The sequence below is a fragment of the Kineococcus arenarius subsp. arenarius genome, from assembly GCF_050871845.1.
Classification (GTDB): Bacteria; Actinomycetota; Actinomycetes; order Actinomycetales; family Kineococcaceae; genus Kineococcus.
The window spans coordinates 1-25,921 of record NZ_JBJLSE010000039.1 but is presented as its reverse complement, the minus strand read 5'-3'; the positions used below and the strand labels follow the sequence as shown (position 1 = coordinate 25,921).

The 25,921-nt window shown below is 75.3% G+C and carries 30 protein-coding genes; 26 read left to right on the top strand and 4 right to left on the bottom strand.

The window, feature by feature from the left end; genetic code table 11:
• Window positions 1–17 precede the first annotated feature (17 nt).
• From thrB to ACRYM0_RS11245, 18 genes are all read left to right on the top strand, one after another.
• Complete coding sequence (thrB, locus tag ACRYM0_RS11330) at window positions 18–959, top strand: homoserine kinase (RefSeq protein WP_432505114.1); 942 nt, start codon at window positions 18–20, stop codon at window positions 957–959.
• A 283-nt stretch (window positions 960–1,242) separates the two neighbouring features.
• Window positions 1,243–3,372 carry a transcription termination factor Rho gene (gene rho / locus ACRYM0_RS11325; protein ID WP_432505099.1) on the top strand — a complete coding sequence of 710 codons (2,130 nt, stop codon included), beginning with the start codon at window positions 1,243–1,245 and terminating at the stop codon, window positions 3,370–3,372.
• A gap of 149 nt (window positions 3,373–3,521) precedes the next feature.
• Window positions 3,522–3,737: a 50S ribosomal protein L31 gene (rpmE, locus tag ACRYM0_RS11320; protein WP_432493472.1), complete on the top strand. Its 216-nt coding sequence runs from the start codon at window positions 3,522–3,524 to the stop codon at window positions 3,735–3,737.
• A gap of 84 nt (window positions 3,738–3,821) precedes the next feature.
• On the top strand, window positions 3,822–4,922 hold the full coding sequence (gene prfA / locus ACRYM0_RS11315; protein ID WP_432505112.1) for a peptide chain release factor 1: 1,101 nt from the start codon (window positions 3,822–3,824) through the stop codon (window positions 4,920–4,922).
• A complete protein-coding gene (prmC, locus tag ACRYM0_RS11310; protein WP_432505097.1) occupies window positions 4,919–5,800 on the top strand; it encodes a peptide chain release factor N(5)-glutamine methyltransferase in 882 nt (293 codons plus the stop codon). The genes prfA and prmC overlap by 4 nt, the downstream gene beginning before the upstream one ends.
• An 89-nt stretch (window positions 5,801–5,889) precedes the next feature.
• Window positions 5,890–6,642: an L-threonylcarbamoyladenylate synthase gene (locus ACRYM0_RS11305; protein ID WP_432505095.1), complete on the top strand. Its 753-nt coding sequence runs from the start codon at window positions 5,890–5,892 to the stop codon at window positions 6,640–6,642.
• Between the two features lie 6 nt (window positions 6,643–6,648).
• Complete coding sequence (locus tag ACRYM0_RS11300; protein WP_432505093.1) at window positions 6,649–7,809, top strand: glycosyltransferase family 4 protein; 1,161 nt, start codon at window positions 6,649–6,651, stop codon at window positions 7,807–7,809.
• Between the two features lie 150 nt (window positions 7,810–7,959).
• Window positions 7,960–8,388 (top strand): hypothetical protein, encoded by a 429-nt coding sequence (locus tag ACRYM0_RS11295; RefSeq protein WP_432505091.1) that lies wholly within the window; start codon window positions 7,960–7,962, stop codon window positions 8,386–8,388.
• A 29-nt stretch (window positions 8,389–8,417) separates the two neighbouring features.
• A complete protein-coding gene (locus tag ACRYM0_RS11290; protein ID WP_432505089.1) occupies window positions 8,418–8,651 on the top strand; it encodes a hypothetical protein in 234 nt (77 codons plus the stop codon).
• A gap of 88 nt (window positions 8,652–8,739) precedes the next feature.
• Window positions 8,740–9,534: a F0F1 ATP synthase subunit A gene (atpB, locus tag ACRYM0_RS11285; RefSeq protein WP_432487583.1), complete on the top strand. Its 795-nt coding sequence runs from the start codon at window positions 8,740–8,742 to the stop codon at window positions 9,532–9,534.
• A gap of 63 nt (window positions 9,535–9,597) precedes the next feature.
• Entirely contained in the window at window positions 9,598–9,813 is a 216-nt protein-coding gene (locus tag ACRYM0_RS11280) for an ATP synthase F0 subunit C (protein WP_166611252.1), read from the top strand.
• 45 nt (window positions 9,814–9,858) lie between these two features.
• Window positions 9,859–10,422, top strand: coding sequence for a F0F1 ATP synthase subunit B (locus tag ACRYM0_RS11275; RefSeq protein ID WP_432505087.1), 564 nt, complete (start codon window positions 9,859–9,861; stop codon window positions 10,420–10,422).
• A complete protein-coding gene (locus ACRYM0_RS11270; protein WP_432505085.1) occupies window positions 10,419–11,246 on the top strand; it encodes a F0F1 ATP synthase subunit delta in 828 nt (275 codons plus the stop codon). Before ACRYM0_RS11275 ends, ACRYM0_RS11270 begins: the two co-directional genes overlap by 4 nt.
• A gap of 185 nt (window positions 11,247–11,431) precedes the next feature.
• Window positions 11,432–13,084, top strand: coding sequence for a F0F1 ATP synthase subunit alpha (gene atpA / locus ACRYM0_RS11265; protein ID WP_432505083.1), 1,653 nt, complete (start codon window positions 11,432–11,434; stop codon window positions 13,082–13,084).
• A 60-nt stretch (window positions 13,085–13,144) separates the two neighbouring features.
• Window positions 13,145–14,050, top strand: a complete 906-nt coding sequence (locus ACRYM0_RS11260) for a F0F1 ATP synthase subunit gamma (protein WP_432505081.1) — start codon at window positions 13,145–13,147, stop codon at window positions 14,048–14,050.
• A 53-nt stretch (window positions 14,051–14,103) separates the two neighbouring features.
• Window positions 14,104–15,564 carry a F0F1 ATP synthase subunit beta gene (gene atpD / locus ACRYM0_RS11255; protein WP_432493494.1) on the top strand — a complete coding sequence of 487 codons (1,461 nt, stop codon included), beginning with the start codon at window positions 14,104–14,106 and terminating at the stop codon, window positions 15,562–15,564.
• Window positions 15,565–15,608: 44 nt separating this feature from the next.
• Window positions 15,609–15,887 carry a F0F1 ATP synthase subunit epsilon gene (locus ACRYM0_RS11250; protein ID WP_432505079.1) on the top strand — a complete coding sequence of 93 codons (279 nt, stop codon included), beginning with the start codon at window positions 15,609–15,611 and terminating at the stop codon, window positions 15,885–15,887.
• A 28-nt stretch (window positions 15,888–15,915) separates the two neighbouring features.
• Entirely contained in the window at window positions 15,916–16,350 is a 435-nt protein-coding gene (locus ACRYM0_RS11245; protein ID WP_432505078.1) for a DUF2550 domain-containing protein, read from the top strand.
• A gap of 68 nt (window positions 16,351–16,418) precedes the next feature.
• Here ACRYM0_RS11245 and ACRYM0_RS11240 read toward each other — a convergent pair whose 3' ends face one another.
• Window positions 16,419–16,751: a hypothetical protein gene (locus ACRYM0_RS11240; protein ID WP_432505076.1), complete on the bottom strand. Its 333-nt coding sequence runs from the start codon at window positions 16,749–16,751 to the stop codon at window positions 16,419–16,421.
• Between the two features lie 258 nt (window positions 16,752–17,009).
• Here ACRYM0_RS11240 and ACRYM0_RS11235 point away from each other — a divergent pair, with 258 nt between their 5' ends.
• On the top strand, window positions 17,010–17,456 hold the full coding sequence (locus ACRYM0_RS11235; protein ID WP_432505110.1) for an STAS domain-containing protein: 447 nt from the start codon (window positions 17,010–17,012) through the stop codon (window positions 17,454–17,456).
• On the opposite strand, the gene nucS is transcribed toward ACRYM0_RS11235, so the two are convergent.
• Entirely contained in the window at window positions 17,408–18,100 is a 693-nt protein-coding gene (nucS, locus tag ACRYM0_RS11230) for an endonuclease NucS (protein ID WP_432493502.1), read from the bottom strand. The two genes, ACRYM0_RS11235 and nucS, sit on opposite strands and share 49 nt — an antisense overlap.
• 222 nt (window positions 18,101–18,322) lie before the next feature.
• On the opposite strand from nucS, the gene ACRYM0_RS11225 reads away from it, so the two are divergent.
• The 3 genes from ACRYM0_RS11225 to ACRYM0_RS11215 are packed head-to-tail and all read left to right on the top strand — an operon-like array spanning window position 18,323 to window position 20,517.
• Window positions 18,323–18,625: a hypothetical protein gene (locus ACRYM0_RS11225; RefSeq protein ID WP_432505074.1), complete on the top strand. Its 303-nt coding sequence runs from the start codon at window positions 18,323–18,325 to the stop codon at window positions 18,623–18,625.
• 60 nt (window positions 18,626–18,685) lie between these two features.
• Window positions 18,686–19,783 (top strand): threonine aldolase family protein, encoded by a 1,098-nt coding sequence (locus tag ACRYM0_RS11220; RefSeq protein ID WP_432505072.1) that lies wholly within the window; start codon window positions 18,686–18,688, stop codon window positions 19,781–19,783.
• Complete coding sequence (locus ACRYM0_RS11215; RefSeq protein ID WP_432505070.1) at window positions 19,780–20,517, top strand: alpha/beta hydrolase; 738 nt, start codon at window positions 19,780–19,782, stop codon at window positions 20,515–20,517. The genes ACRYM0_RS11220 and ACRYM0_RS11215 overlap by 4 nt, the downstream gene beginning before the upstream one ends.
• 53 nt (window positions 20,518–20,570) lie before the next feature.
• Here the strand turns inward: ACRYM0_RS11215 and ACRYM0_RS11210 are convergent, their stop codons facing one another.
• The gene (locus ACRYM0_RS11210; protein ID WP_432505068.1) at window positions 20,571–21,737 is read right to left on the bottom strand and encodes a coiled-coil domain-containing protein; all 1,167 of its coding nucleotides are present in this window, start codon (window positions 21,735–21,737) and stop codon (window positions 20,571–20,573) included.
• A gap of 153 nt (window positions 21,738–21,890) precedes the next feature.
• Between ACRYM0_RS11210 and ACRYM0_RS11205 the strand changes: the two genes are divergently transcribed.
• Window positions 21,891–22,232: a thiamine-binding protein gene (locus ACRYM0_RS11205; protein WP_432505066.1), complete on the top strand. Its 342-nt coding sequence runs from the start codon at window positions 21,891–21,893 to the stop codon at window positions 22,230–22,232.
• 27 nt (window positions 22,233–22,259) lie between these two features.
• On the opposite strand, the gene ACRYM0_RS11200 is transcribed toward ACRYM0_RS11205, so the two are convergent.
• Entirely contained in the window at window positions 22,260–22,739 is a 480-nt protein-coding gene (locus tag ACRYM0_RS11200) for a DoxX family protein (RefSeq protein ID WP_432505065.1), read from the bottom strand.
• Between the two features lie 348 nt (window positions 22,740–23,087).
• On the opposite strand from ACRYM0_RS11200, the gene ACRYM0_RS11195 reads away from it, so the two are divergent.
• The 3 genes from ACRYM0_RS11195 (at window position 23,088) to ACRYM0_RS11185 (ending at window position 25,789) form a co-directional block, all read left to right on the top strand.
• On the top strand, window positions 23,088–23,765 hold the full coding sequence (locus ACRYM0_RS11195; protein WP_432505063.1) for a hypothetical protein: 678 nt from the start codon (window positions 23,088–23,090) through the stop codon (window positions 23,763–23,765).
• Window positions 23,765–24,763 carry a hypothetical protein gene (locus tag ACRYM0_RS11190; protein ID WP_432505061.1) on the top strand — a complete coding sequence of 333 codons (999 nt, stop codon included), beginning with the start codon at window positions 23,765–23,767 and terminating at the stop codon, window positions 24,761–24,763. Before ACRYM0_RS11195 ends, ACRYM0_RS11190 begins: the two co-directional genes overlap by 1 nt.
• 63 nt (window positions 24,764–24,826) lie before the next feature.
• The gene (locus tag ACRYM0_RS11185) at window positions 24,827–25,789 is read left to right on the top strand and encodes a co-chaperone YbbN (protein ID WP_432505059.1); all 963 of its coding nucleotides are present in this window, start codon (window positions 24,827–24,829) and stop codon (window positions 25,787–25,789) included.
• The last annotated feature ends 132 nt before the right edge of the window (window positions 25,790–25,921 follow it).

Sequence of the window (25,921 nt, the reverse complement as noted above, 5' to 3'; positions counted from 1 at the left end):
CGGCCCCGGCGGCCGCCCTGCCGGTGGGCACCGCCACGACCGTGCGGGTGCCGGCCACCAGCGCCAACCTCGGCCCCGGCTTCGACGCCTTCGGCCTGGCGCTGGACCTGCACGACGAGGTCCGGGCACGCACCGTGCCCGGCGGGGTGCGCGTGCAGGTGCAGGGGGAGGGGGCCGGCCACCTCCCCGCCGACGAGCGGCACCTCGTGGCGCGCGTCGCGCTGGAGGAGCTGGCCGCCGCCGGGTTCTCGGTGAGCGGGCTGGAGCTGTTGTGCCGCAACGTCATCCCCCACGGCCGGGGGCTGGGGTCGTCGGCCTCGGCGATCGTCGCGGGGCTGGCGGTGGCGCACGGCCTGCTGGCCGCGGCCGGTCGCGGGGGCGAGGACGGTGCACCGCTGCGCCAGCGGCTGCTGCTGGAGTCCAGCCGCCGCGAGGGGCACCCCGACAACGCCGCCCCAGCCGTCTTCGGCGGCTTCACCATCGCCTGGAGCCGAGGTGACGACCCCACCCACCCCGAGGCGGTGTGCTCGGTGCGGCTGCCGGTCCACCCGGACGTGCGCGCGGTGGTGTGCGTGCCCGACGAGCAGCTGGCGACCTCCCGCGCGCGGGCGCTGCTGCCGGCCTCGGTGCCGCACGCGGACGCCGCCCTCACCGCGGGTCGCGCCGGCCTGCTCGTGCACGCGCTGACCAGCGCGCCGGAGCTGCTGCTGGACGCCACCGTGGAGCGCCTGCACCAGGACCAGCGCGGTCCGGCGATGCCCCGCACGGCGTCCCTGCTGCGCGCTCTGCGCGAGCGCGGCCTGGCCGCGGTGGTCTCCGGTGCGGGCCCGAGCGCCCTGGTGCTGGTGCCCTCGCACCGTGCCGGGGAGGTCGAGGAGGTGGCGGCGGGCCAGGGTGGCTGGCTGGTGCTGCCCACGCCCGTCGCGCAGCACGGCGTCAGCTGGAGCCCCGGAGCCTGAGCCCCTCGCCGGCGCACGTCGGCCACCCGCCGGTCGGCACGGCGCCGCACGGCCGATCGGGGGAGCGGGAAGGCACCGGCACCCCGTGGTGTTACGATCGTCGCAGCACCCACCGGCGGGGTCGCGTTCCCCTCCTGCGCAAGCTCTCCTCGTCGAACGGTGTGCATCCGCGACGCTTCGCGCTCTCTGCGCGTCCGTGGACACAGTTCCTGCCCGTCGCGGGCAGTCATCGCGACCGTGCCTCTTCTGCTGGCCAGTCGCTGGACGAGGGGGAAGGACCTTCGTGACCGATACCACCGACATCGCCGCCACCGACGGCGCTGCGAACGGCGCAGCCGCCGACGCGGCTGCGCCCCGCCGCACCGGCAGCCTCTCCGCCCTGCGCCTGCCCCAGCTGCAGGCCCTGGCCGCGGAGCTCGGCATCAGCGGCACCGGCCGCATGCGCAAGGTGGACCTGCTCGCCGCCATCCGTGAGCACCAGGCGGCCGTGCCGCAGCGCTCCGAGCGCCGTGCCGCCGAGCAGGCGCCGAGCGCGCCCGCCGCCGAGCAGGCGCCTCCCGCTCCCGCTGCTGAGGCGTCCGCCGCGCCGGCCGTCGAGGCCGTGACCGCTCAGCAGCCCGCGGCTCCGGCCGCCGAGCAGCCCGCGGCACCCGAGCAGCCCGCCGCGGCCGGGTCCTCCCGCCGCTCGCGCCGCGCGGGGTCCCCCGCCGGTGCGCCTCCTGCCGCCGACGGCGAGCTCGCCACCGACTCCGCCGAGCGCGAGGGCACCGGTGCGGCGGACCGCGCCGGCGAGCGCCGTGAGGACGCTGCCGAAGCCCCCGCCCTGCCCACCCTGGAGGAGCTCACCTCCCGCGCCGAGCGGCCCGAGCGCCTCTCGCGCCGCGAGCGCGCCCGCCGCGACCGCGTGCGCGAGCCCGACCAGCAGGTCGAGCTGCCGCCGTTGCCGCGCCGGGAGGCCCAGGCCGACGGCGAGCAGAAGGACCGCGCCGAGCGTCCGGCGCGCGAGGACAGGGTCGCTCGGGAGGACCGCCCCGCTCGTGAGGACCGCCCCGCTCGTGAGGACCGTCCCGCTCGTGAGGACCGCCCTGCCCGTGAGGACCGCGAACCCCGCGTCGCCTCTTCGGGTGGCTCCGGTCCCGTCGGGGACGACTTCGACGACGACCGCGGCGGTCGCCGCGGCCGTCGCAACCGCTACCGCGACCGCAAGGGCCGCCGCGGTGGCCGTGACGGCGGCGCTCCCGAGGTCGACACCGAGATCAGCGAGGACGACGTCCTGCTGCCGGTCGCGGGCATCCTCGACGTGCTGGACAACTACGCGTTCATCCGCACCTCCGGCTACCTCGCCGGCGCGAACGACGTGTACGTCTCGCTGAACCAGGTGAAGAAGAACAACCTGCGCCCCGGCGACGCGGTGACCGGTGCGGTGCGCCAGCCCCGCGAGGGCGAGCAGACCGGCCAGCGCGCCAAGTTCAACGCGCTCGTGCGCGTCGACACCATCAACGGCGCGGACCCGGAGCAGGCCCGCAACCGCCCGGACTTCACCAAGCTGACGCCGCTGTACCCGCAGGAGCGGCTGCGCCTGGAGACCGAGCCCAACGTCCTGACGACGCGCATCATCGACCTGATGTCGCCGCTCGGCAAGGGTCAGCGCGGTCTGATCGTCGCCCCGCCCAAGGCCGGCAAGACGATGGTCATGCAGGCCATCGCCAACGCCATCACGACGAACAACCCCGAGTGCCACCTCATGGTCGTCCTCGTCGACGAGCGGCCCGAAGAGGTCACCGACATGCAGCGCACGATCAAGGGTGAGGTCATCGCCTCCACCTTCGACCGTCCCGCCGCCGACCACACCGCCGTCGCCGAGCTCGCCATCGAGCGGGCCAAGCGCCTGGTGGAGCTGGGCAACGACGTCGTCGTGCTGCTGGACTCGCTGACCCGCCTGTCGCGCGCCTACAACATCTCGGCGCCGGCCAGCGGCCGGATCCTGTCCGGTGGTGTGGACGCCTCGGCGCTGTACCCGCCGAAGCGCTTCTTCGGCGCCGCCCGCAACGTCGAGAACGGCGGCTCGCTGACCATCCTGGCCTCGGCGCTGGTCGAGACCGGTTCCAAGGCCGACGAGGTCATCTTCGAGGAGTTCAAGGGCACCGGGAACATGGAGGTGCGGCTGTCGCGCCAGCTGGCCGACAAGCGCATCTTCCCCGCGGTCGACGTGCCGGCCTCCGGCACCCGCCGCGAGGAGATCCTCATGTCCCGCGAGGAGCTGGCGACGGTCTGGAAGCTGCGCCGCGTGGTCACCGCGCTCGACGCCCAGGCCTCCATCGAGCTGCTGCTGGACCGCCTCAAGAAGACCCGCAGCAACCTGGAGTTCCTGCAGCAGGTGCAGTCGTCCACCCCGCTGGTCCAGAAGGACTGACGGGAATCCCCGCAGGAGCCGCGCGGTTCTACCCACCGGCGGCTCCTGTGGGAGACTGCTTCGACCGCAGGCACCGGCTCACGCCAGCACGACGCCCCTCCGGGGCGCGGGCGACCCGGTACCGACTGAGCGAGAAGAGGGAACAGACGATGAAGGCCGGCATCCACCCCGACTACGTGGAGACCCAGGTCACCTGCACCTGCGGCAACACGTTCACCACGCACAGCACCGAGAAGAGCGGGCAGCTCCGCGCCGACGTGTGCAGCGCCTGCCACCCGTTCTACACGGGCAAGCAGAAGATCCTGGACACCGGTGGCCGCGTCGCCCGCTTCCAGGCGCGCTACGGAAAGAAGAACGCCCAGTAGCACCCTCGCAGCGCCGGTCCCACCGCCCTCCCGGGCGGCGGGGCCGGCGCTGTCGCGTTCCCGCCCCCGATGCCCGTCACCCCGATGCCCGCCGCCCCGGAGGTCCCCGTCGTGTTCGAGTCCGTCCAGCCGCTGCTCGAGGAGCACGCCGAGCTGGAGCGCCGGCTCGCCGACCCGGCCGTGCACGCCGACGCCGCCCTCGCGCGGTCGCTGGGGCGCCGCTACGCCGAGCTGGGAGCCGTCGTGGACGCGCACGGCACCTGGCGCGCGGCCCTCGACGACGCCGGTGCCGCGCGGGAGCTGGCCGCCGAGGACGCCGCCTTCGCCGCCGAGCTGCCCGCGCTGGAGCGGGCGGCGGACGAGGCCGCCGAACGACTGCGCCGGCTGCTGCTGCCGCGCGACCCCGACGACTCCCGCGACGTGATCCTGGAGATCAAGGCGGGGGAGGGCGGGGAGGAGTCCGCCCTGTTCGCCGGCGACCTGCTGCGCATGTACCTGCGCTACGCCGAGCGCCGCGGGTGGGCCACCGAGCTGCTCGACGCCACCGGCAGCGACCTGGGCGGGTACAAGGACGTCTCCGTGGCCGTCAAGGCGCGCGGTGCCACGCCCGAGGGCGTGTGGAGCCGGCTGAAGTACGAGGGCGGGGTGCACCGCGTCCAGCGGGTGCCCGTCACCGAGTCCGCCGGGCGCGTGCACACCTCCGCCGTCGGCGTGCTCGTGGTGCCCGAGGCCGAGGAGGTCGAGGTGCAGGTGGACCCGAACGACCTGCGCGTGGACGTCTTCCGCTCCTCCGGCCCCGGCGGGCAGAGCGTCAACACCACCGACTCCGCGGTGCGCATCACGCACCTGCCCACCGGCATCGTGGTCAGCTGCCAGAACGAGAAGTCGCAGCTGCAGAACCGCGAGCAGGCCCTGCGCATCCTGCGCGCCCGGCTGCACGCGGCGGCCCAGGAGGCCGCCGACGCCGAGGCCTCCGCCGCACGGCGTTCGCAGGTGCGCACGGTCGACCGCTCCGAGCGCATCCGCACCTACAACTTCGGCGAGAACCGCATCGCCGACCACCGCACGGGCTTCAAGGCGTACAACCTCGACACCGTCCTGGACGGCGACCTGGACCCGGTGATCCAGTCGGCGGTGGACGCCGACGAGGCCGCCCAGCTCGCCGCGGCGGGCGCACCGGCGTGAGCGGCGAGCCGGCGGCGGCGGGCCGCGGGGTCCGGGACCTGCTGGACGCGGCGGCGCGACGCCTCGCGGCGGCGGGGGTGCCCAGCCCGCGCACCGACGCCGAGGTGCTGCTCGCGCACGCGCTGGGCGTGGACCGCTCGCGGCTGGGGGTCCTCGCGGCCCTCGGCTCCCACGTCGAGCCGGGGCGCTTCGAGGACCTGGTGGACCAGCGCGCCGGGCGGGTCCCGCTGCAGCACCTGACCGGTCGTGCGCCGTTCCGCTCGCTGGAGCTGGCCGTGGGGCCGGGCGTGTTCGTGCCGCGCCCCGAGACCGAGGTCGTCGCGCAGCTCGCCGTGGACGAGGCCGCGCGGCTGGCCGGCGGCGGCGCACGGCCCGTCGTGGTCGACCTGTGCACCGGGTCGGGGGCCATCGCCCTGGCCGTGGCGACCGAGGTGCCCGCCGCCGCCGTGCACGCCGTGGAGCTGGACCCCCTGGCGCACGCGTGGGCGCGCCGCAACGCCGACGAGCTGGCCCCGGCGCTGGACCTGCGCCTGGGGGACGCGGCCGGTGCGTTCGGCGACCTCGACGGCGCGGTCGACGTCGTCGTCAGCAACCCCCCGTACGTGCCGCCCGGTGCGGTGCCGCAGGAGGTCGAGGTCGCCCGCCACGACCCCGAGGTGGCCCTGTACGGCGGCGGGGACGACGGGCTGGAGGTGCCCCGGCGCGTGGTGGCGGCCGCCGCCCGCCTGCTGCGGCCCGGCGGCCTGCTCGTCGTCGAGCACGCCGAGGTCCAGGAGCACGGCGCCCGCCGCATGGTGCCGGGGCCGGTGTGGCGCGACGCGGCGGGCCACCGCGACCTGACGGGCCGCCCGCGCTGCACCAGCGCCCGGCGGGCCTGAGCGCGACCCGCGCGCCGCGGGGGAGGGGTGCCGGACGCGCCGGGCGGGTGCGCACGGCCCCCGCCGGTCCCGGTGGGACACTCGGCCCTGTGAGACCCCCTTTCGACTGCGCCGCCCCGGTGACCCGCGAGCGCGGCCTGGCCGCGGCCGAGAACGCCGTCAAGCGCGGCGAGGTCGTCGTGCTGCCCACGGACACGGTCTACGGGATCGGCGCGGACGCCTTCTCGCCCGCTGCGGTGCGCAAGCTGCTGGAGGCCAAGGGCCGCGGGCGCGACATGCCCCCGCCCGTGCTGGTGCCGGAGGTGCGCACCGTCGACGGGCTGGCCTCGGCCGTGCCGTTCGCGGTGCGCGAGCTCATGGACGCCTTCTGGCCCGGTGCCCTGACGATCGTCTGCCGCGCGCAGCCGTCGCTGACGTGGGACCTGGGTGAGACGCACGGCACCGTGGCGCTGCGGATGCCGCTGCACCCCGTGGCGCTGGAGCTGCTCAAGCGCACCGGCCCGCTGGCCGTCTCCAGCGCGAACCTCTCCGGCCGGCCGGCCGCCACGACCGTGCAGGAGGCGGTCGACCAGCTCGGCTCCTCCGTGCGCGTCTACCTCGACGGCGGCCCCAGCCCGAAGGGGGCGCCGTCGACCATCGTGGACGCCTCCGACGGCCCCCTGCGGGTGTTGCGGGCCGGTGCGCTCAGCGAGGAGGAGCTGCGCCGCGCGGTGCCCAAGGGGTGGTACGACCCCGACCCCGAGCCGGACGCGGTGGAGCCGGGGACCGAGCAGCCACCGGCCGGGGCGGGGGCCGGGGCCGGGCCGGAGGAGGATCGGGCCGACGCCTCCGCGGGGAGCTGATCTCCCGTGCGGGTGTACCTGCTGGTCCTGGTGGTGGCCGCCGCCGTCACGTACCTGACGACGCCCCTGGTGCGCCGCCTGGCGCAGCGCGTCGGCGCCGTCACCCCGCTGCGCGAGCGGGACGTGCACTCCGTGCCGGTGCCGCGCATGGGCGGGGTGGCGATGCTGCTGGGGCTGGCCGCCGGGTTGCTCGTGGCCAGCCGCATCCCCTTCACCTCCCGGGTGTTCGACGCCTCGCCCGGGCCGACGTGGGTGCTGGTGGGGGCGGCGATCGTGTGCGCGGTGGGGGTGGTCGACGACATCGTCCAGCTCGACGCCGTGACCAAGCTCGCCGGTCAGGTGCTGGCGGCGGGGGTGATGGGCTGGCAGGGCATCAGCCTGCTGCAGCTGCCCATCGGGGGGGTCACCCTGCTGTCGGCGCCGGCCATGATGGCGATCACGATCCTCGTGGTGCTGGTGTCGGTGAACGCGGTGAACTTCGTCGACGGTCTCGACGGGCTGGCCGCGGGCATCGTGGGCATCGGGGCGGTGGCCTTCTTCCTGTACTCCTACGCCTTGCAGCGCGGTCAGTTCCCCGACGACTTCTCCTCGCTGGCCACGCTGGTGGCCGCCATCACGGTGGGGTGCTGCGTGGGGTTCCTGCCGCACAACTCCCACCCCGCGCGCATCTTCATGGGCGACTCCGGCTCGATGCTGCTGGGACTGCTGCTGGCCACCGCCACGATCGCCGCCACGAGCACCGTCGACCCCGAGACGGTCGCCGACGAGGAGATCGCCCCGGCGTTCTTCCCGCTGCTGCTGCCGGTGGCCGTGCTCCTGGTCCCGCTGGGCGACATGCTGCTGGCGGTGGTGCGCCGCACCCGCGCGGGCCGCGCCTTCTGGCACCCCGACAAGCAGCACCTGCACCACCGGTTGCTGCAGATGGGCCACTCGCACCGGGTGGCGGTGCTGGTCATGTACTCCTGGGCGGCGTTCCTCAGCTTCGGGGCCGCCTCGTACGCCTTCCTGCCCCTGGTGCAGGCGCTGGCGGTGGCCCTGGCGGCGGGCTGCGTGGTGCTGGTGTTCACCTTCGGGCCGCTGATCTGGCGGCGCTCGCGACGGGTCTCGCGGGAGGGCGGCGGCCAGGACGCGGTGCCCGCGCGGACCTCGGAGCGGACCCCCACGTGAGACCCCGCGCAGCGTCCACGACGGTGCGTAGGAGGCCCCTGTGCTCGTGATAGCTTTCACGAAGTCCGCCCGGCCCCCTCACGGGTGCGCCGCGGACACCGCCGACGAGCCGAACCCCGGACGACCCGCCGACGACAGAGAGCAGCCGACGTGACCAGGAGTGCCGACGACGTCTTCAGCGTCGTCCCGCGGCGTTCCCTGCCACCGGTCGTCCTCGTCTGGGCGGCGTGCACCGGCGTCGGCGCCACGTCCGGTGCGAGCGGTGCGTGGGGTGCGCTGGCCGGTGGTGGTCTCGCCACCGTCTTCCTGGCCTCGACGTTCCTGCTGCTGCGCGTGGTCAAGCACGTCGAGCCCGGGCTCAGCCTCGCGCTGGCCCTGATGGTCTACCTCTTCAAGATCACGGTGCTCGCCACCGCGGTCCTCCTGCTGCGCGACCTGCCCGGCGTGGACGGCGCGGCCGCGGCCGCGTCGGCGGCCGTCTGCACCGTCGCGTGGAGCGCCGCCGCGTGCGCGGCGTTCCGCCACCTGCGCCTGCCCGTCTTCGAGCTCGGCCACGGCCGTTCCGGTGCGGGGGGCTGACGTGGAGGACTGCTACCGTTCGCCGCACCATGCCCGAGGAGGACAGGCGGCCGGACGAGGACGCGCGCGACGAGGCCCGGCTGAACGACAGCGTGGCCTGGAACGCGGCGTCCTACCTCATCTCCGGGATCGTCGGCTTCGGGCTGCTCGGCCTGCTGCTCGACCGGCTCCTGAGCACCTCGTTCCTGGCGGTCGTCGGCAGCCTCGGCGGCATGGCCTTGAGCATCTACTACGTGTGGTTCCGGTACGGTTCGCGCAGGTGATCCCAGGTTCGCGCACAGCGCGACCGGGTGACCAGCGCACCGCCCCGGCCCCCCGTCCACACACTGGCGTTCGTACGGAGGAGACGCTGTGAGCCTGTCCACGCTCGCCACCGCAGGCGGGGAGACCTTCGAGGCTCCCACGCCCGCGGACTTCTGGCAGCCGCTCGTCGGGGACGGCGCCTTCGCCCTGACCCGCCCGATGGTGCTGATGGCGCTGAGCTTCGTCATCATCGCCGCGCTGCTGCTGGCGACCACCAAGCGGCTCAGCGTCGTGCCCGCGAACAAGAAGCAGTTCGCGGTCGAAGCGCTGTACGGCTTCGTCCGCAACGGCGTGGCCCGCGACATCATCGGGTCCAAGGAGTTCCTCCGCTACGTGCCGCTGCTGTTCACGATGTTCGTGCTGATCCTCGTGAACAACCTGTTCGGCGTCATCCCGCCGATCCAGTACCCGACGATGAGCCGCATCGCGTTCCCCGTCGCACTGACCCTCGTGGTCTTCGTGCTCTACCACCTCATCGGCATGAAGCGGAAGGGCGTGGGCGGCTACTTCAAGTCGCTCATGCCGGCGGGCGTGCCGGCCCTGCTGGCTCCGGTCGTCTACCTCCTGGAGCTGTTCACCTACTTCGTCTCGCGCCCGCTGACGCTGGCGGTGCGACTGTTCGCGAACATGTTCGCGGGTCACATGCTGATCCTCGTGCTGTTCCTCGGTGGCGAGCACCTGCTGCTGCACGGGGAGGGACTGCTGCCCGCCGCGGGCGTGGTCTCCTACCTGTTCGGCCTGGTCATGTCGTTCTTCGAGCTCCTGATCCAGGTGCTGCAGTCCTACATCTTCGTGCTGCTCACCGCCACGTACATCGCCGGCTCCCTCGCCGACGAGCACTGACCCACCGCACGACAACGTCCCCGGGGCCACCGGCGCCGGGCCGAGAAAGGAACGATCCACACCATGGGTGGAAGCCTCAACGTCATCGGTTACGGCCTCGCCGCGATCGGCCCGGCCATCGCCGTCGGTCTCGTCTTCGCCGCCTACATCAACGGCGTGGCACGCCAGCCGGAGTCCCGCGGCATGCTGCAGCCCATCGCCATCCTGGGCTTCGCGCTCGCCGAGGCGCTCGCGATCCTGGGCTTCGTCCTCGCCTTCATCAACCCGGGCGGCGAGTGACCGACCACCGTCGTCGGCGAGACCACTGACAGCTAAGGAGCGCACATGCCCGCGTGGGTGATGGCGGCAGCGGCCGAGGAAGAAAGCACCTGGGCGTACCCCATCCTGCCGCACCCCGGTGAGCTCATCGCCGGGCTCGTCTTCCTCGCCCTGCTCTACCTGCTCGTCGCCAAGGTCGTCGTGCCGCGGCTCGAGAAGGCCTTCGAGGAGCGCCGCGAGGCGATCCAGGGCGGTGTCGAGAGGGCGGAGCGCGCGCAGGCCGAGGCCAACGCCGCGCTGCAGGAGTACAAGGCGCAGCTCGCCGACGCCCGCGGCGAGGCGAACCGCATCCGTGAGGAGGCCCGCCAGCAGGGCGCGGCGATCGTCGCGGAGATGCGCGAGCAGGCCCAGGCCGAGGCCGAGCGGATCACCACGTCCGCCCGCGCCACGATCGAGGCCGAGCGCGTCCAGGCCGCGGCGCAGCTGCGCGCCGAGGTGGGCCGCCTGGCGACCGACCTCGCCTCGCGCATCGTCGGGGAGTCGCTGCAGGAGCCGGCGCGGCAGAGCGGGGTCGTCGACCGCTTCCTCGCCGAGCTGGAGTCGTCCCCGCAGGGTGTGACGAGCCGGTGAGCGAGCTCGACAGCGGCGCGGCGCGGGTCAGCCTGGCCCGCGCCCAGGAGGTGCTCGAGGCGCAGCTGGCCGTCGAGGGGGCCGACGCCGGGCGAACCGGTGAGGACCTGTTCGCGGTCACCTCGCTGCTCGACGAGTCCATCGGGCTGCGTCGGGCGCTGACCGACCCGGCGCGCGACGGCGCGGTGAAGGCCGCGTTCGTGCGCAGCGTGCTGGGGTCGAGGGTCTCGCCGGCCGCCGTCGAGACGGTCGCCGCGCTGGCCACCGGCCGGTGGGGCGCCGCGCGCGACCTCGCCGACGCCTGCGAGCGGTTGGCCGTGGCCGCCGTGGCGGCCCAGGCGGAGCGCTCCGGCCACCTGGACGCGCTGGAGGACGAGCTCTTCCGCTTCTCGCGCACCGTGGCGGGTTCCCCCGCGCTGCGCGACGCCCTGGCGGACCGCACCGCGCCGGCCGCCAACCGGGCGGCCCTGGTCTCCCGGCTGCTGCTGGGCAGGGCCACCCCCGAGGCCGTGCAGCTCGCCCGTCGCGCGGCCTCCGCGCCGCGCGGCGTGCGCGCCGAGCGGCTCCTGGAGGAGTACGTCTCGATCGTGGCGCGCCGCCGCGAGCAGGTGGTCGCCCACGTCGTGAGCGCCCGCCCGCTGAGCGAGGAGCACCACGACCGGCTGGCCGCCGTGCTCAGCAGCCAGTACGGCCGCCCGGTCCGCCTCAACGTCGACGTCGACCCCGAGCTGGTCGGCGGGCTGCGGGTGAGCATCGCCGACGACGTCATCGACGGCGCCGTCTCCACGCGGCTCGCCGAGGCCCGCCGCCGACTGGCCGGCTGAGCTCTCGGAGAACGGGCGGCGGCTCGGTCGACCGGCCCCCCGCGAGGGGGTGACAATGGGTCGCAGCACGCACTGAACCGCCGCTCGGCGGTCCGGCCAGACCGGGACCGAGCACGCGCCACGAGCACCAGGCACCACCCGTCGGCACCACAGACAGCACCCCCAGAAGGAGAGCAGGGCATCCCATGGCCGAGCTGACCATCCGCCCGGAGGAGATCCGGGACGCTCTCGACGCCTTCGTGGCGTCGTACGACCCCGGCAGCGCCGCGCGCGAGGAGGTCGGGCGCGTCAGCGAGGCCGGCGACGGCATCGCCCGCGTCGAGGGCCTGCCCTCCGTCATGGCGAACGAGCTGCTCCGCTTCCAGGACGGCACGCTCGGCCTGGCGCAGAACCTGGACGTGCGCGAGATCGGCGTCGTCGTCCTGGGCGACTTCTCCGGCATCGAGGAGGGCCAGGAGGTCCACCGCACGGGCGAGGTCCTGTCCGTGCCCGTGGGCGACGCCTTCCTGGGTCGTGTCGTCAACCCGCTGGGCGCCCCCATCGACGGCCTCGGGCCGATCGAGGCGGAGGCCCGCCGCGCGCTGGAGCTGCAGGCCCCCTCGGTCGTGCAGCGCCAGGAGGTCCGCGAGCCGCTGCAGACCGGCATCAAGGCCATCGACGCGATGATCCCGGTCGGCCGCGGTCAGCGCCAGCTGGTCATCGGCGACCGCCAGACCGGCAAGACCGCCATCGCGATCGACACGATCATCAACCAGAAGGCCAACTGGGAGTCCGGCGACCCGAAGCAGCAGGTGCGCTGCATCTACGTCGCGATCGGCCAGAAGGGCTCGACGATCGCCTCCGTGCGCCGCTCGCTGGAGGAGGCGGGCGCGATGGAGTACACGACCATCGTCGCCGCCCCGGCGTCCGACCCGGCCGGCTTCAAGTACCTGGCCCCGTACACCGGCTCGTCCATCGGGCAGCACTGGATGTACAGCGGCAAGCACGTCCTGATCGTCTTCGACGACCTGTCCAAGCAGGCCGAGGCGTACCGCGCCGTGTCCCTGCTGCTGCGCCGTCCGCCGGGCCGCGAGGCGTACCCCGGTGACGTCTTCTACCTGCACTCCCGCCTGCTGGAGCGCTGCGCGAAGCTGTCCGACGAGCTCGGCGGCGGCTCGATGACCGGCCTGCCGTTCATCGAGACCAAGGGCAACGACGTCTCGGCGTACATCCCCACCAACGTCATCTCCATCACGGACGGGCAGATCTTCCTGCAGTCCGACCTCTTCAACGCGAACCAGCGCCCCGCGATCGACGTCGGCATCTCGGTGTCCCGCGTCGGCGGTGCCGCGCAGACGAAGGCCATCAAGGGGATCTCCGGCACCCTCAAGCTGGACCTGGCGCAGTACCGCGCGATGGAGGCGTTCGCGATGTTCGCCTCCGACCTCGACGCGGCCTCGCGTCGCCAGCTCGCCCGCGGTGCGCGCCTGGTGGAGCTGCTCAAGCAGCCGCAGTACACCCCCTACTCCCTCGAGGAGCAGGTCGTCTCCATCTGGGCGGGCACCACCGGCCAGCTGGACTCGGTCGAGGTGTCGGACATCGGCCGCTTCGAGCGCGAGTTCCTCGAGTACGTCAAGCGCCAGCACCCCGGCGTCATGGACGGCATCCGCGAGACCAAGCAGTTCTCCGACGGGGCCAAGGCGGAGCTGCAGCAGGCGATCGACGCCTTCAAGCCGCAGTTCTCCTCCTCCGAGTCCGCTCCGGTGCCCGCGGACACCGACGCCGGCCGCACGGACGAGGGTGACGTCTCCCAGGAGCGCATCACCACCAACCGGGGCGGGGCGACCGCGGCCCGCTGACGCGGGTTCGCACAGGCAGGCACGGCAGGGACCGAGCGGAGCAGGGAAGAGGAGCAGGACATGGCAGGCCAGCTGAGGGCCTACCGGCGGCAGATCCGCTCGGTCCAGGCGACCAAGAAGATCACGCGGGCGATGGAGCTCATCGCCGCGTCGCGCATCATCAAGGCGCAGGCGAACGTGCGGGCGTCCTCGCCGTACGCCCGCGCGCTCACCCGCGCGGTGTCGGCGGCGGCGTCCAACGCCACGCTCGACCACCCGCTGATCACCGAGAAGCCGCAGGTGCGGCGGGCCGCGGTCCTGGTGCTCTCCTCCGACCGCGGCCTGGCGGGTGCCTACTCCTCCAGCGTGCTGCGCGAGGGGGAGCGGCTGACCGCGACGCTGCGCGCGGAGGGCAAGGAGGTCTCGCCCTACCTGGTCGGGCGCAAGGCGACCGCCTTCTACCGCTTCCGCCGTCGCGAGATCACCGCGGAGTGGGTCGGCTTCACCGACTCGCCGCGGTACGAGAACGCCAAGGAGATCGGCGAGCGCCTCGTCGCCGACTTCGGCCGCGAAGCCGGCGAGGGCGGCGTCGACGAGATCCACGTCGTCTACACCCACTTCGTCAACATGGTGACGCAGGAGCCGCGCGTCATCCGGCTGCTGCCGCTGGAGGTCGTGGAGGGCACCGGGTCGCAGGACGGCGAGCTGCAGCCGCTGTACGGGTTCGAGCCGAGCCCCGAGGCGGTGCTCGACGCGCTGCTGCCGCAGTACGTCAACAGCCGCGTCTACAACTGCCTGCTGCAGGCCGCGGCCTCCGAGCTCGCCGCCCGTCAGCGGGCGATGAAGTCCGCCACGGACAACGCGGACGAGCTCATCAAGAGCCTCACCCGGCTGGCGAACAACGCCCGGCAGGCCGACATCACCCAGGAGATCACCGAGATCGTCGGCGGCGCCGACGCGCTCTCCTCCGCGGGCTCGCGCGCCTGATCCCCCCCGCACTCAGCACGAACTGACTCGACGAAGGAAGCCCGAGGAGCGACATGACCGCCACCGTCACCGAATCGGCCGCCGGCACCAGCAAGGGTGCGACCGGCCGCATCGCCCGAGTCATCGGCCCCGTCGTCGACGTCGAGTTCTCGGCCGACACGATGCCCGAGCAGAACAACGCCCTCACCACCGAGGTGACCATGGGCGGGCAGACCCAGACCGTGACGCTCGAGGTGGCCTCCCACCTGGGCGACAACATGGTCCGCGCCATCTCGCTGAAGCCCACCGACGGCATGGTGCGCGGCGCTCCCGTGGTCGACACGGGTGCCCCGATCTCCGTCCCGGTCGGCAACGTGACCCTGGGTCACGTCTTCAACGCCATCGGCGACTGCCTCAACCTGGAGGAGGGCGAGCGCCTGGAGGTCACCGAGCGCTGGCCGATCCACCGCAAGGCCCCCAGCTTCGACCAGCTCGAGTCGAAGACCACGATGTTCGAGACCGGCATCAAGGTCATCGACCTGCTCACCCCGTACGTCCAGGGCGGCAAGATCGGCCTGTTCGGCGGTGCGGGCGTCGGCAAGACGGTCCTCATCCAGGAGATGATCCAGCGCGTCGCCCAGAACCACGGCGGCGTGTCGGTCTTCGCCGGCGTCGGTGAGCGCACCCGTGAGGGCAACGACCTCATCGGTGAGATGGCCGAGGCCGGTGTCTTCGACAAGACCGCTCTGGTCTTCGGCCAGATGGACGAGCCGCCGGGCACCCGCCTGCGCGTGGCGCTGTCCGCGCTGACGATGGCGGAGTACTTCCGCGACGTGCAGAAGCAGGACGTGCTGCTCTTCATCGACAACATCTTCCGGTTCACCCAGGCCGGCTCCGAGGTGTCGACCCTGCTGGGCCGCATGCCCTCCGCGGTGGGTTACCAGCCGACGCTGGCCGACGAGATGGGCGTGCTGCAGGAGCGCATCACCTCCACCCGCGGCCACTCGATCACCTCGCTGCAGGCGATCTACGTGCCGGCGGACGACTACACCGACCCGGCCCCGGCGACGACCTTCGCCCACCTGGACGCCACCACGGAGCTGTCCCGCGAGATCGCCTCGCGCGGTCTGTACCCCGCGGTGGACCCGCTGGCCTCCACCTCCCGGATCCTGGACCCGCTGTACATCTCGCGGGACCACTACGAGACCGCGGTGCGCGTGAAGCAGATCCTGCAGCGCAACAAGGAGCTGCAGGACATCATCGCGATCCTCGGCGTGGACGAGCTGTCCGAGGAGGACAAGCTCACCGTGTCCCGCGCGCGGCGCATCCAGCAGTTCCTCTCGCAGAACACGTACATGGCGGAGAAGTTCACCGGCGTCGCGGGCTCGACGGTCCCCCTCAAGGAGACCATCGAGGGCTTCTCGCGGATCGCGGACGGCGAGCTCGACCACGTCGCCGAGCAGGCCTTCTTCAACGTCGGCGGTCTCGAGGACGTCGAGCGCAAGTGGGCCGAGATCCAGAAGCAGGGCGACTGACCCTCGCGGGCCGGTAGCCGTCACGAGGAGCTAAGGAGCACAGGGTGCCGTTGCAGGTCGAGCTGGTCGCCGCCGACCGGTCCGTGTGGTCGGGTGAGGCGACGCTGGTGCGTGCTCGCACCGTCGAGGGCGAGATCGGCATCATGGCCGGCCACGAGCCGTTGCTCGCCGTCCTGGCCGAGGGCGAGGTGTCCGTCACCGCCGGCGGGGGCGGCACCACGGTCCACGTGGACGGCGGGTTCTTCTCCGTCGACTCCGACAAGGTGACCATCGTGGCCGAGACGGTCCGCGAGGTCACCGGTCGGACCGGCGAGGCCCACTGACGGCCCGACCGGGGAGGAACTGACCGGCGTGCGCGAGCTCCTGCTGTCCCTGGAGGTGGCGGGCGCGTGCGCCCTGCTCGCGCTGCTGGGCCTGCTCCTCGTCGTCCTGCGCCGGCGCCGCCTCACGGGGCGTCTGGGCACGTTCGACTGCTCGGTGCGCCCCCCCGGCTCCCGTCGCTGGGCGCTGGGGGTCGCTCGTTACGAGACCGACCGGCTGGACTGGTACCGCACGTTCTCGCTGTCGCCACGCCCCTCGCGCTCCTTCGCGCGGGGGGCGCTCGACGTGATGAGCCGCCGCGACACCGAGGGCAACGAGCGCCTCGCGGTCCAGCCGGACGCCATCGTCGTGGAGTGCCGCCACGGCGGTGCCGCGCTGGAGCTGGCGATGAGCGCCGACGCCTACACCGGTTTCGCGTCCTGGCTGGAGTCGGCGCCGCCGGGGCAGAACGTCAACGTCGCCTGAGGGGCGCCGCCCGCGGGGGCGGGTGGGGTGGCGTGCGGTCCGGCCGGTGGTGAGCACCCGGCCGTCGTTCAGTCGAGGGGACCGGGGCCGGCGAGGATCTGGCGGGCCAGACCGGCGTGCTCGGGGAAGACCATGACGCGCGGGCCCTCGGTCGTGGGAGCCAGCGTGGCACGGATGCCCGCCTCCACCAGGGTGCGCCGCTGCACCTCGGCCTCCACGAACGTGGCGGGGGCGGAGACCACCTCCAGCAGGCCGTACTCGCCGCTGGCTCCGCTGCGGGGACGGCGCTCGACGAGCGAGCGGCCGTGGGAGAAGGTCCAGCGCAGCAGCAGCACGAGCAGGCCGACGACGAGCATGGCGATGATCGGGCCGACCAGGTAGTGGTAGCCGCCGGAGGTCACCTCGCCAGTGTCCCCGCCCTGTCCAGCGGGATCCCCGGGAAGGTCACCGTTCGGTGAACGCCGCGACCGTCCGCTCCCTGATCACTGCGGTGCGTGGCAGAGTCAGCACACAGGGTGTCCTGGGTGGGCGGGAGCACGGTGCAACCGCACGGCGGGTCCCTGCGTCCTAGCCGGTGACCACGACCGGCGTCCTCGGGGGAGGAACACATGGCGATCCAGGTCGCAGCAAGGACCGCGGTGCCCAGCGCCGCGGACGAGGTGGCGGCGCGCCGCGCCGCCCGCACCGCCCCACCGGGCGGTGCCACGGTCGTCGAGGAGGACCCCGGCAGGCTCGTGCGGGTCTGCGGGCGCCTCGACGTGCACTCGGTGCCGGAGGTGCGCGCGGCCCTGCACGCCGCCGTCGACCGGGGCTCCGGGCGCCTGGTGGTGAGCGTCGACGGCATCGTCGTCGCCGACGCCACCGGCCTCGGCGTCTTCGTCGGCGCCCACCGGCGGGCCCAGCGCGCCGGCCGGGAACTGGTGCTGCGGGACGTGCCGCTGCCCACCCTGCGGCTGGTGCGCGTCACGCGCCTGCATCGCGTGCTGCGGGTGGAGGACGAGCTCGCCCGCGCCGCCGGCCCGCCGCGGCCGGGGGTGACCGGGTTGCGGCAGCAGGCTCAGAACAGGCGCGCGGAGGCGTCGTCCATGCCCCGCAGGGCGTCGTAGTCCAGCGTCACGCAGCGGATGCCGCGGTCGGTGGCCAGCGTGCGAGCCTGGGGCTTGATCTCCTGGGCGGCGAACACGCCGGTCACCGGCCGCAGCTGCGGGTCGCGGTTCAGCAGCTCCAGGTAGCGGGTCAGCTGCTCCACGCCGTCGATGTCACCGCGGCGCTTGATCTCCACCGCGATCGCGCCGCCGCCGCCGTCGCGGGCCAGGATGTCCACCGGCCCGATGGCCGTGGGGTACTCGCGGCGCACCAGCCGGTACCCCTCGCCCAGCGTGGCGATGTGCTCGGCGAGCAGCTTCTGCAGGTGGGCCTCCACGCCGTCCTTGACCAGGCCCGGGTCCACCCCCAGCTCGTGGCTGGAGTCGTGCAGCACCTCGTGCACGGACACCACCAGCCGGTCGTCGCTCTTGAGGTGCTGGACCGTCCACGTCTCCACCACGCCCTCGCCGGCGTCCTCGCCCGCCGGGCTCACCGTCAGCCGCGCCGGGGGGCTCATCCAGTTCAGCGGCTTGTAGGAGCCGCCGTCGGAGTGCACGAGCACGCTGCCGTCGGCCTTGACCACCAGCAGCCGGGTGGCCAGCGGCAGGTGGGCCGACAGGCGCCCCGCGTAGTCGACGGAGCAGCGGGCGATGACCAGGCGCACGGTCGGGCAGCTTACGTCCTGACCCGCCGGCCTCCGGGACACCGGTCCCGCGGTCCGCTCCCGGGCCCCTCGCGGCCCGCTCCGACGGCGCCCCCCGAAAGGGGGCCTGTAACGAAAACGGGGGCTCGAGCGGTGGAGGGGTGCACCGGGCGCGCCACGGTGGTGTGGAGGGGACCCCACCGCGGCGGCGCCCGGTTTCGGCGTCCGGGACCTGCTGGGAGCATGGGGGGCGTGCCCCGAGCCAACCGCCGCCGACCCGAACCCCCGTCGCGCGGCGTGCTCGGCCGCGGCGTGGACCGCACCGTCACCGGCCCGGACGGCTCCTGGGTGGTGCGCCCCCTGCGCGGGGACACCTCCGAGAAGACCTACCGCTGCCCCGGCTGCGCGCAGGACATCCCGCCCGGCCGGGCGCACGTCGTCGTCTGGCCCTCGCGCGGCACCTTCAGCCCCGGTGACGGGGTCAGCGAGCGGCGCCACTGGCACACCTCCTGCTTCGACGCCCGCGGCCGGCGCGGGCCGCGCTGAGGCACCGCCCCGCCCGGGGCCCACGTCGTCACCGGCCGGGCGCCGCACTACCGTCGCCGGGTGACCGGAGCACCCACCGAAGAGCACCCCACCGCGAGCGCGCGGCACGACCCCGCCCGCCGCTCCTTCGCCAGCGACAACGCCGCCGGCATGCACCCCGAGGTCCTCGCGGCGCTCGTGGCCGCCAACGGCGGGCACGTCGCCAGCTACGGCGCCGACCCCTACACCGCCGCCCTGGACGACGTGCTGCGAGCCCACTTCGGGCCCGCCGCCGTCCCCGCCGCCGTGCTGACCGGGACCGGCGCCAACGTGGTGGCGCTGCAGGCGCTGACGCACCGGTGGGAGTCGGTGCTGTGCTCCGAGCACGCCCACGTCCTGCACGACGAGGGCGGCGCGCTCGAGCACGTCGGCGGCACCAAGCTCATCCCGCTGCCCGCCGGCGACGGGCTCATCGACCCGGCCGACCTGGAGCGGGCGGTGCGCCGCGCCCGGGGCCCGATGGCCGCACCCGTCGGTGCGCTGACGCTGACGCAGAGCACCGAACTGGGCACGGTCTACTCCGCCGCGCACCTGCGCGAGCTGGTGGGGGTCGCCCACGGGCTGGGCGTGCGGGTGCACGTGGACGGCGCGCGGCTGGCCAACGCCGCCGTCGCCCTGGGCGCGGGGCTGGGGGAGCTGACCACCCTGCTGGGCGTGGACGCCGTCTCCCTGGGCGGGACGAAGAACGGCGGCGGGATCGCCGAGGTCGTCGTGGTCCGCGAGGAGGCGGCGGCGCCGGGGCTGGCGCGGCTGCGCAAGCAGTCGCTGCAGCTGGTGTCCAAGGCCCGCTTCCTCTCCGCGCAGCTGCTGGCCCTGTTCGAGGGCGACCTGTGGCTGCGCAACGCCGCAGCCGCCAACGCGGCGGCCGCCCTGCTGGCGCGCGGCCTGGAGGACCTGGGGTCCCGGGTACGGCTGACGCGGCCGGTGCGGGCCAACGCCGTCTTCGCCTCGATGCCCGCCGCGGTCGCCGAGCGCGCCGCCGAGCGCGTGCCGTTCTTCGTCTGGGACCCCGACCACGGCCCCGGCACGGTCGAGGCGCGGTTCGTGGCCTCCTTCGACACCACCGGCGGCGACGTCTCGGCGCTGCTGGGCGTGCTGGGCGAGGAGCTGGCCCGGTGAGCGGCGACCCCCGCGAACCCGTGGAGATCCGCTCGGACGTGGTGCTGCCCGCGCGCCGCGAGGACGTCGAGCTGCACACCGCCGACGGTCTCACCCTGGTGGGGGAGCTGGCGCTGCCGGCCGAGCGCGACCCGGTGGCGACGCTGGTGACGCTGCACCCGCTGCCCACCGCCGGCGGGTTCATGGACAGCCACGTCCTGCGCAAGGCGTCCTACCGCCTGCCGGCGCTGGCGGACCTGGCGGTGCTGCGCTTCAACACCCGGGGCACCTCCAGCCCCCGCGGCACCAGCCAGGGCACCTTCGACGCCGGTGGTGCCGAGCGCTTCGACGTCGCCGCCGCGCTGGAGCTGGCCGAGTTCCGGGAGCTGCCGCGGGTGTGGCTGCTGGGGTGGTCCTTCGGCACCGACCTGGCCCTGGTGCACGGGCGCGACCCGCTGGTGGAGGGGCTGATCCTGCTCTCGCCGCCGCTGCGCTGGTCCACGCCGCAGGACCTGCGCGCCTGGGGTGAGCTGGGCAAGCCGGTGACCGCGCTCGTGCCGGAGCTGGACGACTTCCTGCGCCCGGCCGAGGCGCGCGAGCGCTTCGCCGAGCTGCCGCAGGCGGAGGTCGTGGCCGTGGAGGGCGCCAAGCACCTGTGGGTGGGGGAGCCCTCGGTGCGCCGCGTGCTCGACGAGGTCGTCGCCCGCGTCAACCCGGCCAGGTCGCCGCTGCCGACCACCTGGCCCCCCGCCTGACGCACGGCGGTGCGCCCCGCCCGGCGGGTGCGGGCGCACCGCCGCGCGGGGGGTCAGCCGACGGCGCCGGCGCGGTCCTCGCGCGGGGTGCGGCCGGTGAGGTCCACGACCTCCGCGGCCCCCTCCCCGGAGCCGTCGGGGTCCTCGCCCCGCCCGTCGTGCTCGACGTGCTCGTCGCCGTGCGCCAGGGGCGGCAGCGGAGCCAGGCCGAGCAGGCCCCGCAGGTCGTCCAGGTGCTCGGTGATCTCGTCGCGCTGCTGCATGAGCTCGTCGACCTCCGCCTGCGCCGCGGTGCGGCTGCGCTCGGCCTGCTCGCGAGCGGTGTCCACCATCTTCTGGGCGCGGGACCGGGCCTCGGTGACCATCGCGTCGGCCTCCTCGCGGGCCCGCTCGGCGCGCAGCGCCGCCTGGGCCAGCGCCTCGGCGCGGATGGACTCGGCAGCCTCGGCGGCCTGCTGGGCGCGCTCCTCGGCCTCGGCGGCGCGCTGCTCGGCCTCGGCGATGCGGGCCGCGGTGCGGGCGGCCGCGACCTCCAGGCGCTGGCGGTCCTCCTCGGCGGCGCGCTCCCGGGCGGCGGCCAGGGCGAGCTCCTGCTCGCGCACCGCGGCCTCGGTGCCCGTGCGCAGCTCGAGCGTCTCGCGCTCGGCCTGGGCGCGCAGCGCCGCGGCGTGCCGCTCGGCGGCGGCGAGCGCCTCGGACGTCTCGTGCTCGGCCTGGGCGCGCAGGTTGGCGGCGTGGCGCTCGGCGGCGGCGGTCGTCTCCGCCGCGCTGCGCCGGGCGGACTCGACGACGCCCTCGGCGTCCGCGCGGGCCCGCTCGAGGATCTCGGCGGCGTCGCGGGTGGCGGCCGAGGTGCGCCGCTGGGCGTCCTCGTCGGCGCGGGTGCGCGTCTCCAGGGCCTCGGCACGGGCCTCCTCGCGCAGCCGGTCGGCGTCGCGGCGCGCCGAGCGCAGGATCTCGCCGGACTGGTCCTCGGCCAGGCGCAGCAGCTTCTCCATGCGCGCGCCCAGGCCCGAGTAGGTGGGCTTGTCGTGCTCGCGCAGCTCCTTCTGCACCTGGCTGAGCTCGGCGGCCACGCGCAGCGCGCGGGCGTCGCTCTCCTCGACGCGGGCGCGCGCCTCGCGCAGCGCCTCCTCGAGGTGCTGCAGCCGGGCGTCGACCTGGCCTCGGTCGTAACCGCGCACGACGATGCTGAACGCGTCGTGGGACTCGCTGGACACCGGCGGACCTCCGGGCGGGTCGGGGACGGGCGGCGGACGGGGCACGCCGCGGTCGGGCGACGAGAGCGGCGTGCTCGCTGAGCCGCAGCGTAGTCGCGCGGCGGCTCCGGACCGGGCAGGCGCCCCACCCGCGCGGCGCCTAGCGTGGGGGGCGTGCTCGTCGCCTTCTCCGTCTCCCCGTCCGGTTCCCCCGCGCCCGAGGGCGCGCCCGACGGCTCGGTGAGCGCCGCCGTCGCCGACGCGGTCCTGGTGGTGCGCTCCTCGGGCCTGCCGCACCGCACCGACGCCATGTTCACCACGGTGGAGGGCAGCTGGGACGAGTGCATGGACGTGGTGCGCCGCGCCTGCGAGGCGGTCGGCCGCCACGGCCCGCGCGTGTCGCTGGTCCTCAAGGCCGACATCCGACCCGGTCACGAGGGCGAGCTGACGGGCAAGCTGGAGCGGCTGGAGGCCGCCGTGGAGCGGGCGCGGGGCGAGGCCGGCCGCGGCCAGTGAGCCCGCGGGCCGGCCCCGCCGCCGCGCTCACCCGCGCCGGGCCGGCCCCCGCCGCAGCACCCCGTCGAGGGAGAAGCGGCCGGCGCCCGTGAACAGCAGCACCAGACCGGCGGTGCCCAGCAGCAGGGCGTTCTCCCCGTTCACCTGACCCTCCACGAGCAACCCGCCGGGGGCGTGGACGAGCAGCCACACCCCGGCCATCTGCACCAGCAGCAGGGCACCGGCCACGCGGGTCAGCAGACCCAGCAGCAGCAGCGAGCCGAGACCGACCTCGCCGAGGATCACGAGCCAGCCCGCCAGGTCGGGGGCCGGCACGCCCAGGGAGGCGGCCGTCCCCGTCGCCTGCTGCGGGGCGAGGAGCTTGGGCACGCCGTGCACCAGGAGCAGGGCGCCGGCGACGAGGCGCCCCAGGAACAGCCCGGTGCTGGGCGCCCGGGGGGTGCGTGCGGCGCTCGAGGCGCCGCGGGCGGTCGTGGGGGTCTCGGTGGACGTGCTGGCAGCGGTCATGGTCCGGTCCTCTGCGTTCGGGAGGGGGCCCAGCGGGCCCTTCGGGCGGGCGCGAGGTGTCGCGGCTGGCTGCGGCGACGGTGACGGGCCGCCGGGGGCGCGGACGCGGCTCCCCGTCGTGATCACCACCCCGTCAACGAGGCCCCCGCCGACGCGGTTCACCGCGGCGGGCGGCTCGTCCCCGCCCCGGCGGGATTCACGTGCGCGGCGCGGGCGCGCGTAGGGTGTCCCCCCGTACCCGGTGCCCGCCCCGTGCGGGCGAGGGCCCTGCAGCCCGCTGAGGACCCGCGGGCCCGGTGCCCGCGCCGGCCCGGGGGGACCCACCCGCCCACCACCCCGGAGGACCCCGTGCGACGCGCGATCGCCTGGCTGCTGCTGCTGGCCGGGCTCGGCTGCGCCGCCGCCGGGACCCTGCTGCTGACCGTGCTGGCCCCGCCGCGCACCCTGACCGTCGAGGTCGGCGCGGCCGACGGCGCGGTGGCCGTGGTCACCGCTCCCGGTGTCCTGGACCTCACAGGGCCGCGGGCCACCGTCAGCGCCCGTGCCACCGGCGGGCAGGACGTCTTCATCGGCGTGGCCACCGCTCGGGACGCCGAGGCGTGGCTCGGCGACGCCGCGCGCACCGAGGTCACCGGCGTGGGCGGTTCCCTCGACGAGCCGGTCGCCCGCACCGGCTCCACCGGGACGGGGCCGGCGGCCGACCCGCGCGCCGCGGACGTGTGGGTGGCCTCCGCCGACGGCGCCGGCAGCGCCTCCCTCAGCTGGGGCACCACCACCGACGACGCCCTCGCCGCGGCCGGCGGCGCGGTCGCCCTCGTGGCGACCGACGGCACCACCGCGGCCCCGGACCGGGTGGAGCTGTCCTGGGTGCCGACGGGCGCGGTCGCCCGGCACCCCTCGGCCGTCCCGCTCGCCGTGACCGGCGGCGTCCTGGTCCTCCTCGGCGCCGTCGGCCTGCTCCTGCACCGCCGCCCGCGGCGCAGCGCCGGCGCCCCCGCCCGACCCGCCCGGCAGGAGACCGCCTGATGCGCCGACCCGCCCGGACCACGGCGCTGACCGCCGCCTGCGCGGCGCTGCTGGCGCTGCCCGCCTGCGCCCATCTGCCCGTCGTGCACGCGCCCGCCGCCGCGGGGGAGCACGTGCCGCTCGTCGTGCAGCCCGCGCAGGCCGCCCGCACCGCCGAGGCGGCCACCGCACCGCTGCAGGCCCTCGCGGACCCGGCCGCCGCCGACCTCGAGGCGCTCGAGCAGCGGGTGAGCGGCCCGGAGCTGGCCCTGCGCCGCGCCGCCGCGACCGTCGCCGCCGCGGGCGTCACCCCGCCGGCGACCGGTGCCGACGACCTGGACGCGATCTCCTCGGTGCTGCCGCGCCAGGGGACCTGGCCGCACTGGTTCCTCACCGTCACGGAACCGGGTGAGGACGCCAAGCCGTCCCTGGTGGTGCTGCGCTCACCCTCGGCGCGCGAGCCGTACCGGGTCTGGGCGACCCCGTCGCTGCTGCCGGGGGCGAGCCTGCCCACCACGGGTGCGCCCGCCGAGGGCGCGGCGGTCGTGGCCCCCGACGAGGACACCAACCTGCCGATGAGCCCCGCCGCGGTGGCCGAGCGATACGCCGACGTGCTGCTGGAGGGGGACGCCGGCGAGTTCGCCGGGCAGTTCACCTCCGACGCCTACCGCCAGGGCGTGCTGGCCTCCGTCGAGGAGCAGCGGCGGGCGCTGGAGGCCGCGGGCGGGTCGCTGACGCAGGAGCGGACCCTGCTGGAGGACCCCCTGCTGGCCGTGCGCACGCGCGACGGCGGTGCGCTCGTCGTGGCGGGCTACCGCTGGACGACGACGCTGCGCGGCCCGGCCGGCGGGCTGCCCGGTCAGCTGGACCCGGTGCTGGCCGCGCTGGCGGGGCGCGCGAGCGCGACCGGCGTGACCGTGGTGCGCGAGGAGGTCGTGGTCTTCGCGGTGCCCCCCGGGCAGGGGGAGGTCGCCGCGATCGCCGTGCAGAGCGGACCGGTCTCGGTGGAGGCGTCCTGACCGCTGCGGCCCGCGCCCGGAGGGGCTGCGGCGCGGCGGCGGCTGCGTGAGAAGCTGACCGCCATGACTCAACCGACTCCCCCCGGTGCGGGGCTGAACCTGCGCGGGGCGGTGGACCTCGGGGCGCTGGCGGCCCGCAACTCCCGCCGCGAGGAGGTCGCGCGCCGCGCCGCCGCCGATCCCGCCGCCGCGCAGCAGGCCTCGCCGTTCGTCGTGGACGTCACCGAGGAGTCCTTCACCGAGGTCGTGCAGTCGTCGGTGCAGTTCCCCGTCGTGCTGGACCTGTGGGCCGAGGGGTACGACACCGGCGCCGAGGTCCTCGCGCAGCTCGCCGACGAGTTCGGCGGCCGGTTCCTGCTGGGCCGCATCGACGCCCAGGCCGAGCCGGCGCTGGCGCAGTCGCTGGTGCAGTCCCTGCAGGCGCGCGCGGTCCCGCTGGTCGCGGCGATCGTCAAGGGGCAGCCGCTGCCGCTGTTCACCGGCGCGTACCCCTCGGCGGAGGAGGCCCGCCCGCTGCTCGAGGAGGTCCTGCGCGTCGCCGAGGCCAACGGCGTGACCGGCCGCGTGCCCGGCGAGGCCGTGCCCGCCGCCGGCGAGCCCGAGGCGCCCCCGCTGCCCCCGCTGCACGCCGAGGCGCAGGCCGCCGCCGAGGCCGGCGACTACGACACCGCCGCCGCGGCCTGGCAGAAGGCCCTGGCCGCCGACCCGCGCGACAGCGCGGCCACCGAGGGCCTGGCCCGCGTCGGCGTCCTGCGGCGCGTGCGGGGCGTCGACCTCGGCCAGGCCCGGGCGGCGGCCGCCGCCGCGCCCGACGACGTCGCCGCCCAGCTCGTCGTGGCCGACCTGGACCTCGTCGGCGGCCACGTCGAGGACGCCTTCGACCGTCTCCTGCGCATCGTGCAGCGCACCGCCGGCGAGGACCGCGACGCGGCCCGCAGCCACCTGCTGGAGCTGTTCACGGTCGTCGGCACGAGCGACCCGCGGGTGGTCAAGGCCCGCGCCGCGCTCACGCGCGCGCTGTTCTGAGCCGCACCCGTCCGGGGGGGGGGGGGGGGGGGGGGGGGGCCCGCGGGGGGGGGGGGGGGGGGGGGGGGGGGGGGGGGGGGGGGGGGGGGGGGGGGGGGGGGGGGGGGGGGGGGGGGGGGGGGGGGGGGGGGG

What these genes read in the sequence shown, in the direction of transcription:
- atpA (WP_432505083.1), top strand. Translation starts at nt 11,432, where the DNA reads ATGGCCGAGCTGACCATCCGCCCGGAGGAGATCCGGGACGCTCTCGAC.
- rpmE (WP_432493472.1), top strand. Translation starts at nt 3,522, where the DNA reads ATGAAGGCCGGCATCCACCCCGACTACGTGGAGACCCAGGTCACCTGC.
- ACRYM0_RS11185 (WP_432505059.1), top strand. Translation starts at nt 24,827, where the DNA reads ATGACTCAACCGACTCCCCCCGGTGCGGGGCTGAACCTGCGCGGGGCG.
- ACRYM0_RS11290 (WP_432505089.1), top strand. Translation starts at nt 8,418, where the DNA reads ATGCCCGAGGAGGACAGGCGGCCGGACGAGGACGCGCGCGACGAGGCC.
- ACRYM0_RS11225 (WP_432505074.1), top strand. Translation starts at nt 18,323, where the DNA reads ATGGGGGGCGTGCCCCGAGCCAACCGCCGCCGACCCGAACCCCCGTCG.
- ACRYM0_RS11200 (WP_432505065.1), bottom strand. Translation starts at nt 22,739, where the DNA reads ATGACCGCTGCCAGCACGTCCACCGAGACCCCCACGACCGCCCGCGGC.
- ACRYM0_RS11260 (WP_432505081.1), top strand. Translation starts at nt 13,145, where the DNA reads ATGGCAGGCCAGCTGAGGGCCTACCGGCGGCAGATCCGCTCGGTCCAG.
- ACRYM0_RS11275 (WP_432505087.1), top strand. Translation starts at nt 9,859, where the DNA reads ATGCCCGCGTGGGTGATGGCGGCAGCGGCCGAGGAAGAAAGCACCTGG.
- atpD (WP_432493494.1), top strand. Translation starts at nt 14,104, where the DNA reads ATGACCGCCACCGTCACCGAATCGGCCGCCGGCACCAGCAAGGGTGCG.
- prfA (WP_432505112.1), top strand. Translation starts at nt 3,822, where the DNA reads ATGCCCGCCGCCCCGGAGGTCCCCGTCGTGTTCGAGTCCGTCCAGCCG.
- ACRYM0_RS11280 (WP_166611252.1), top strand. Translation starts at nt 9,598, where the DNA reads ATGGGTGGAAGCCTCAACGTCATCGGTTACGGCCTCGCCGCGATCGGC.
- ACRYM0_RS11190 (WP_432505061.1), top strand. Translation starts at nt 23,765, where the DNA reads ATGCGCCGACCCGCCCGGACCACGGCGCTGACCGCCGCCTGCGCGGCG.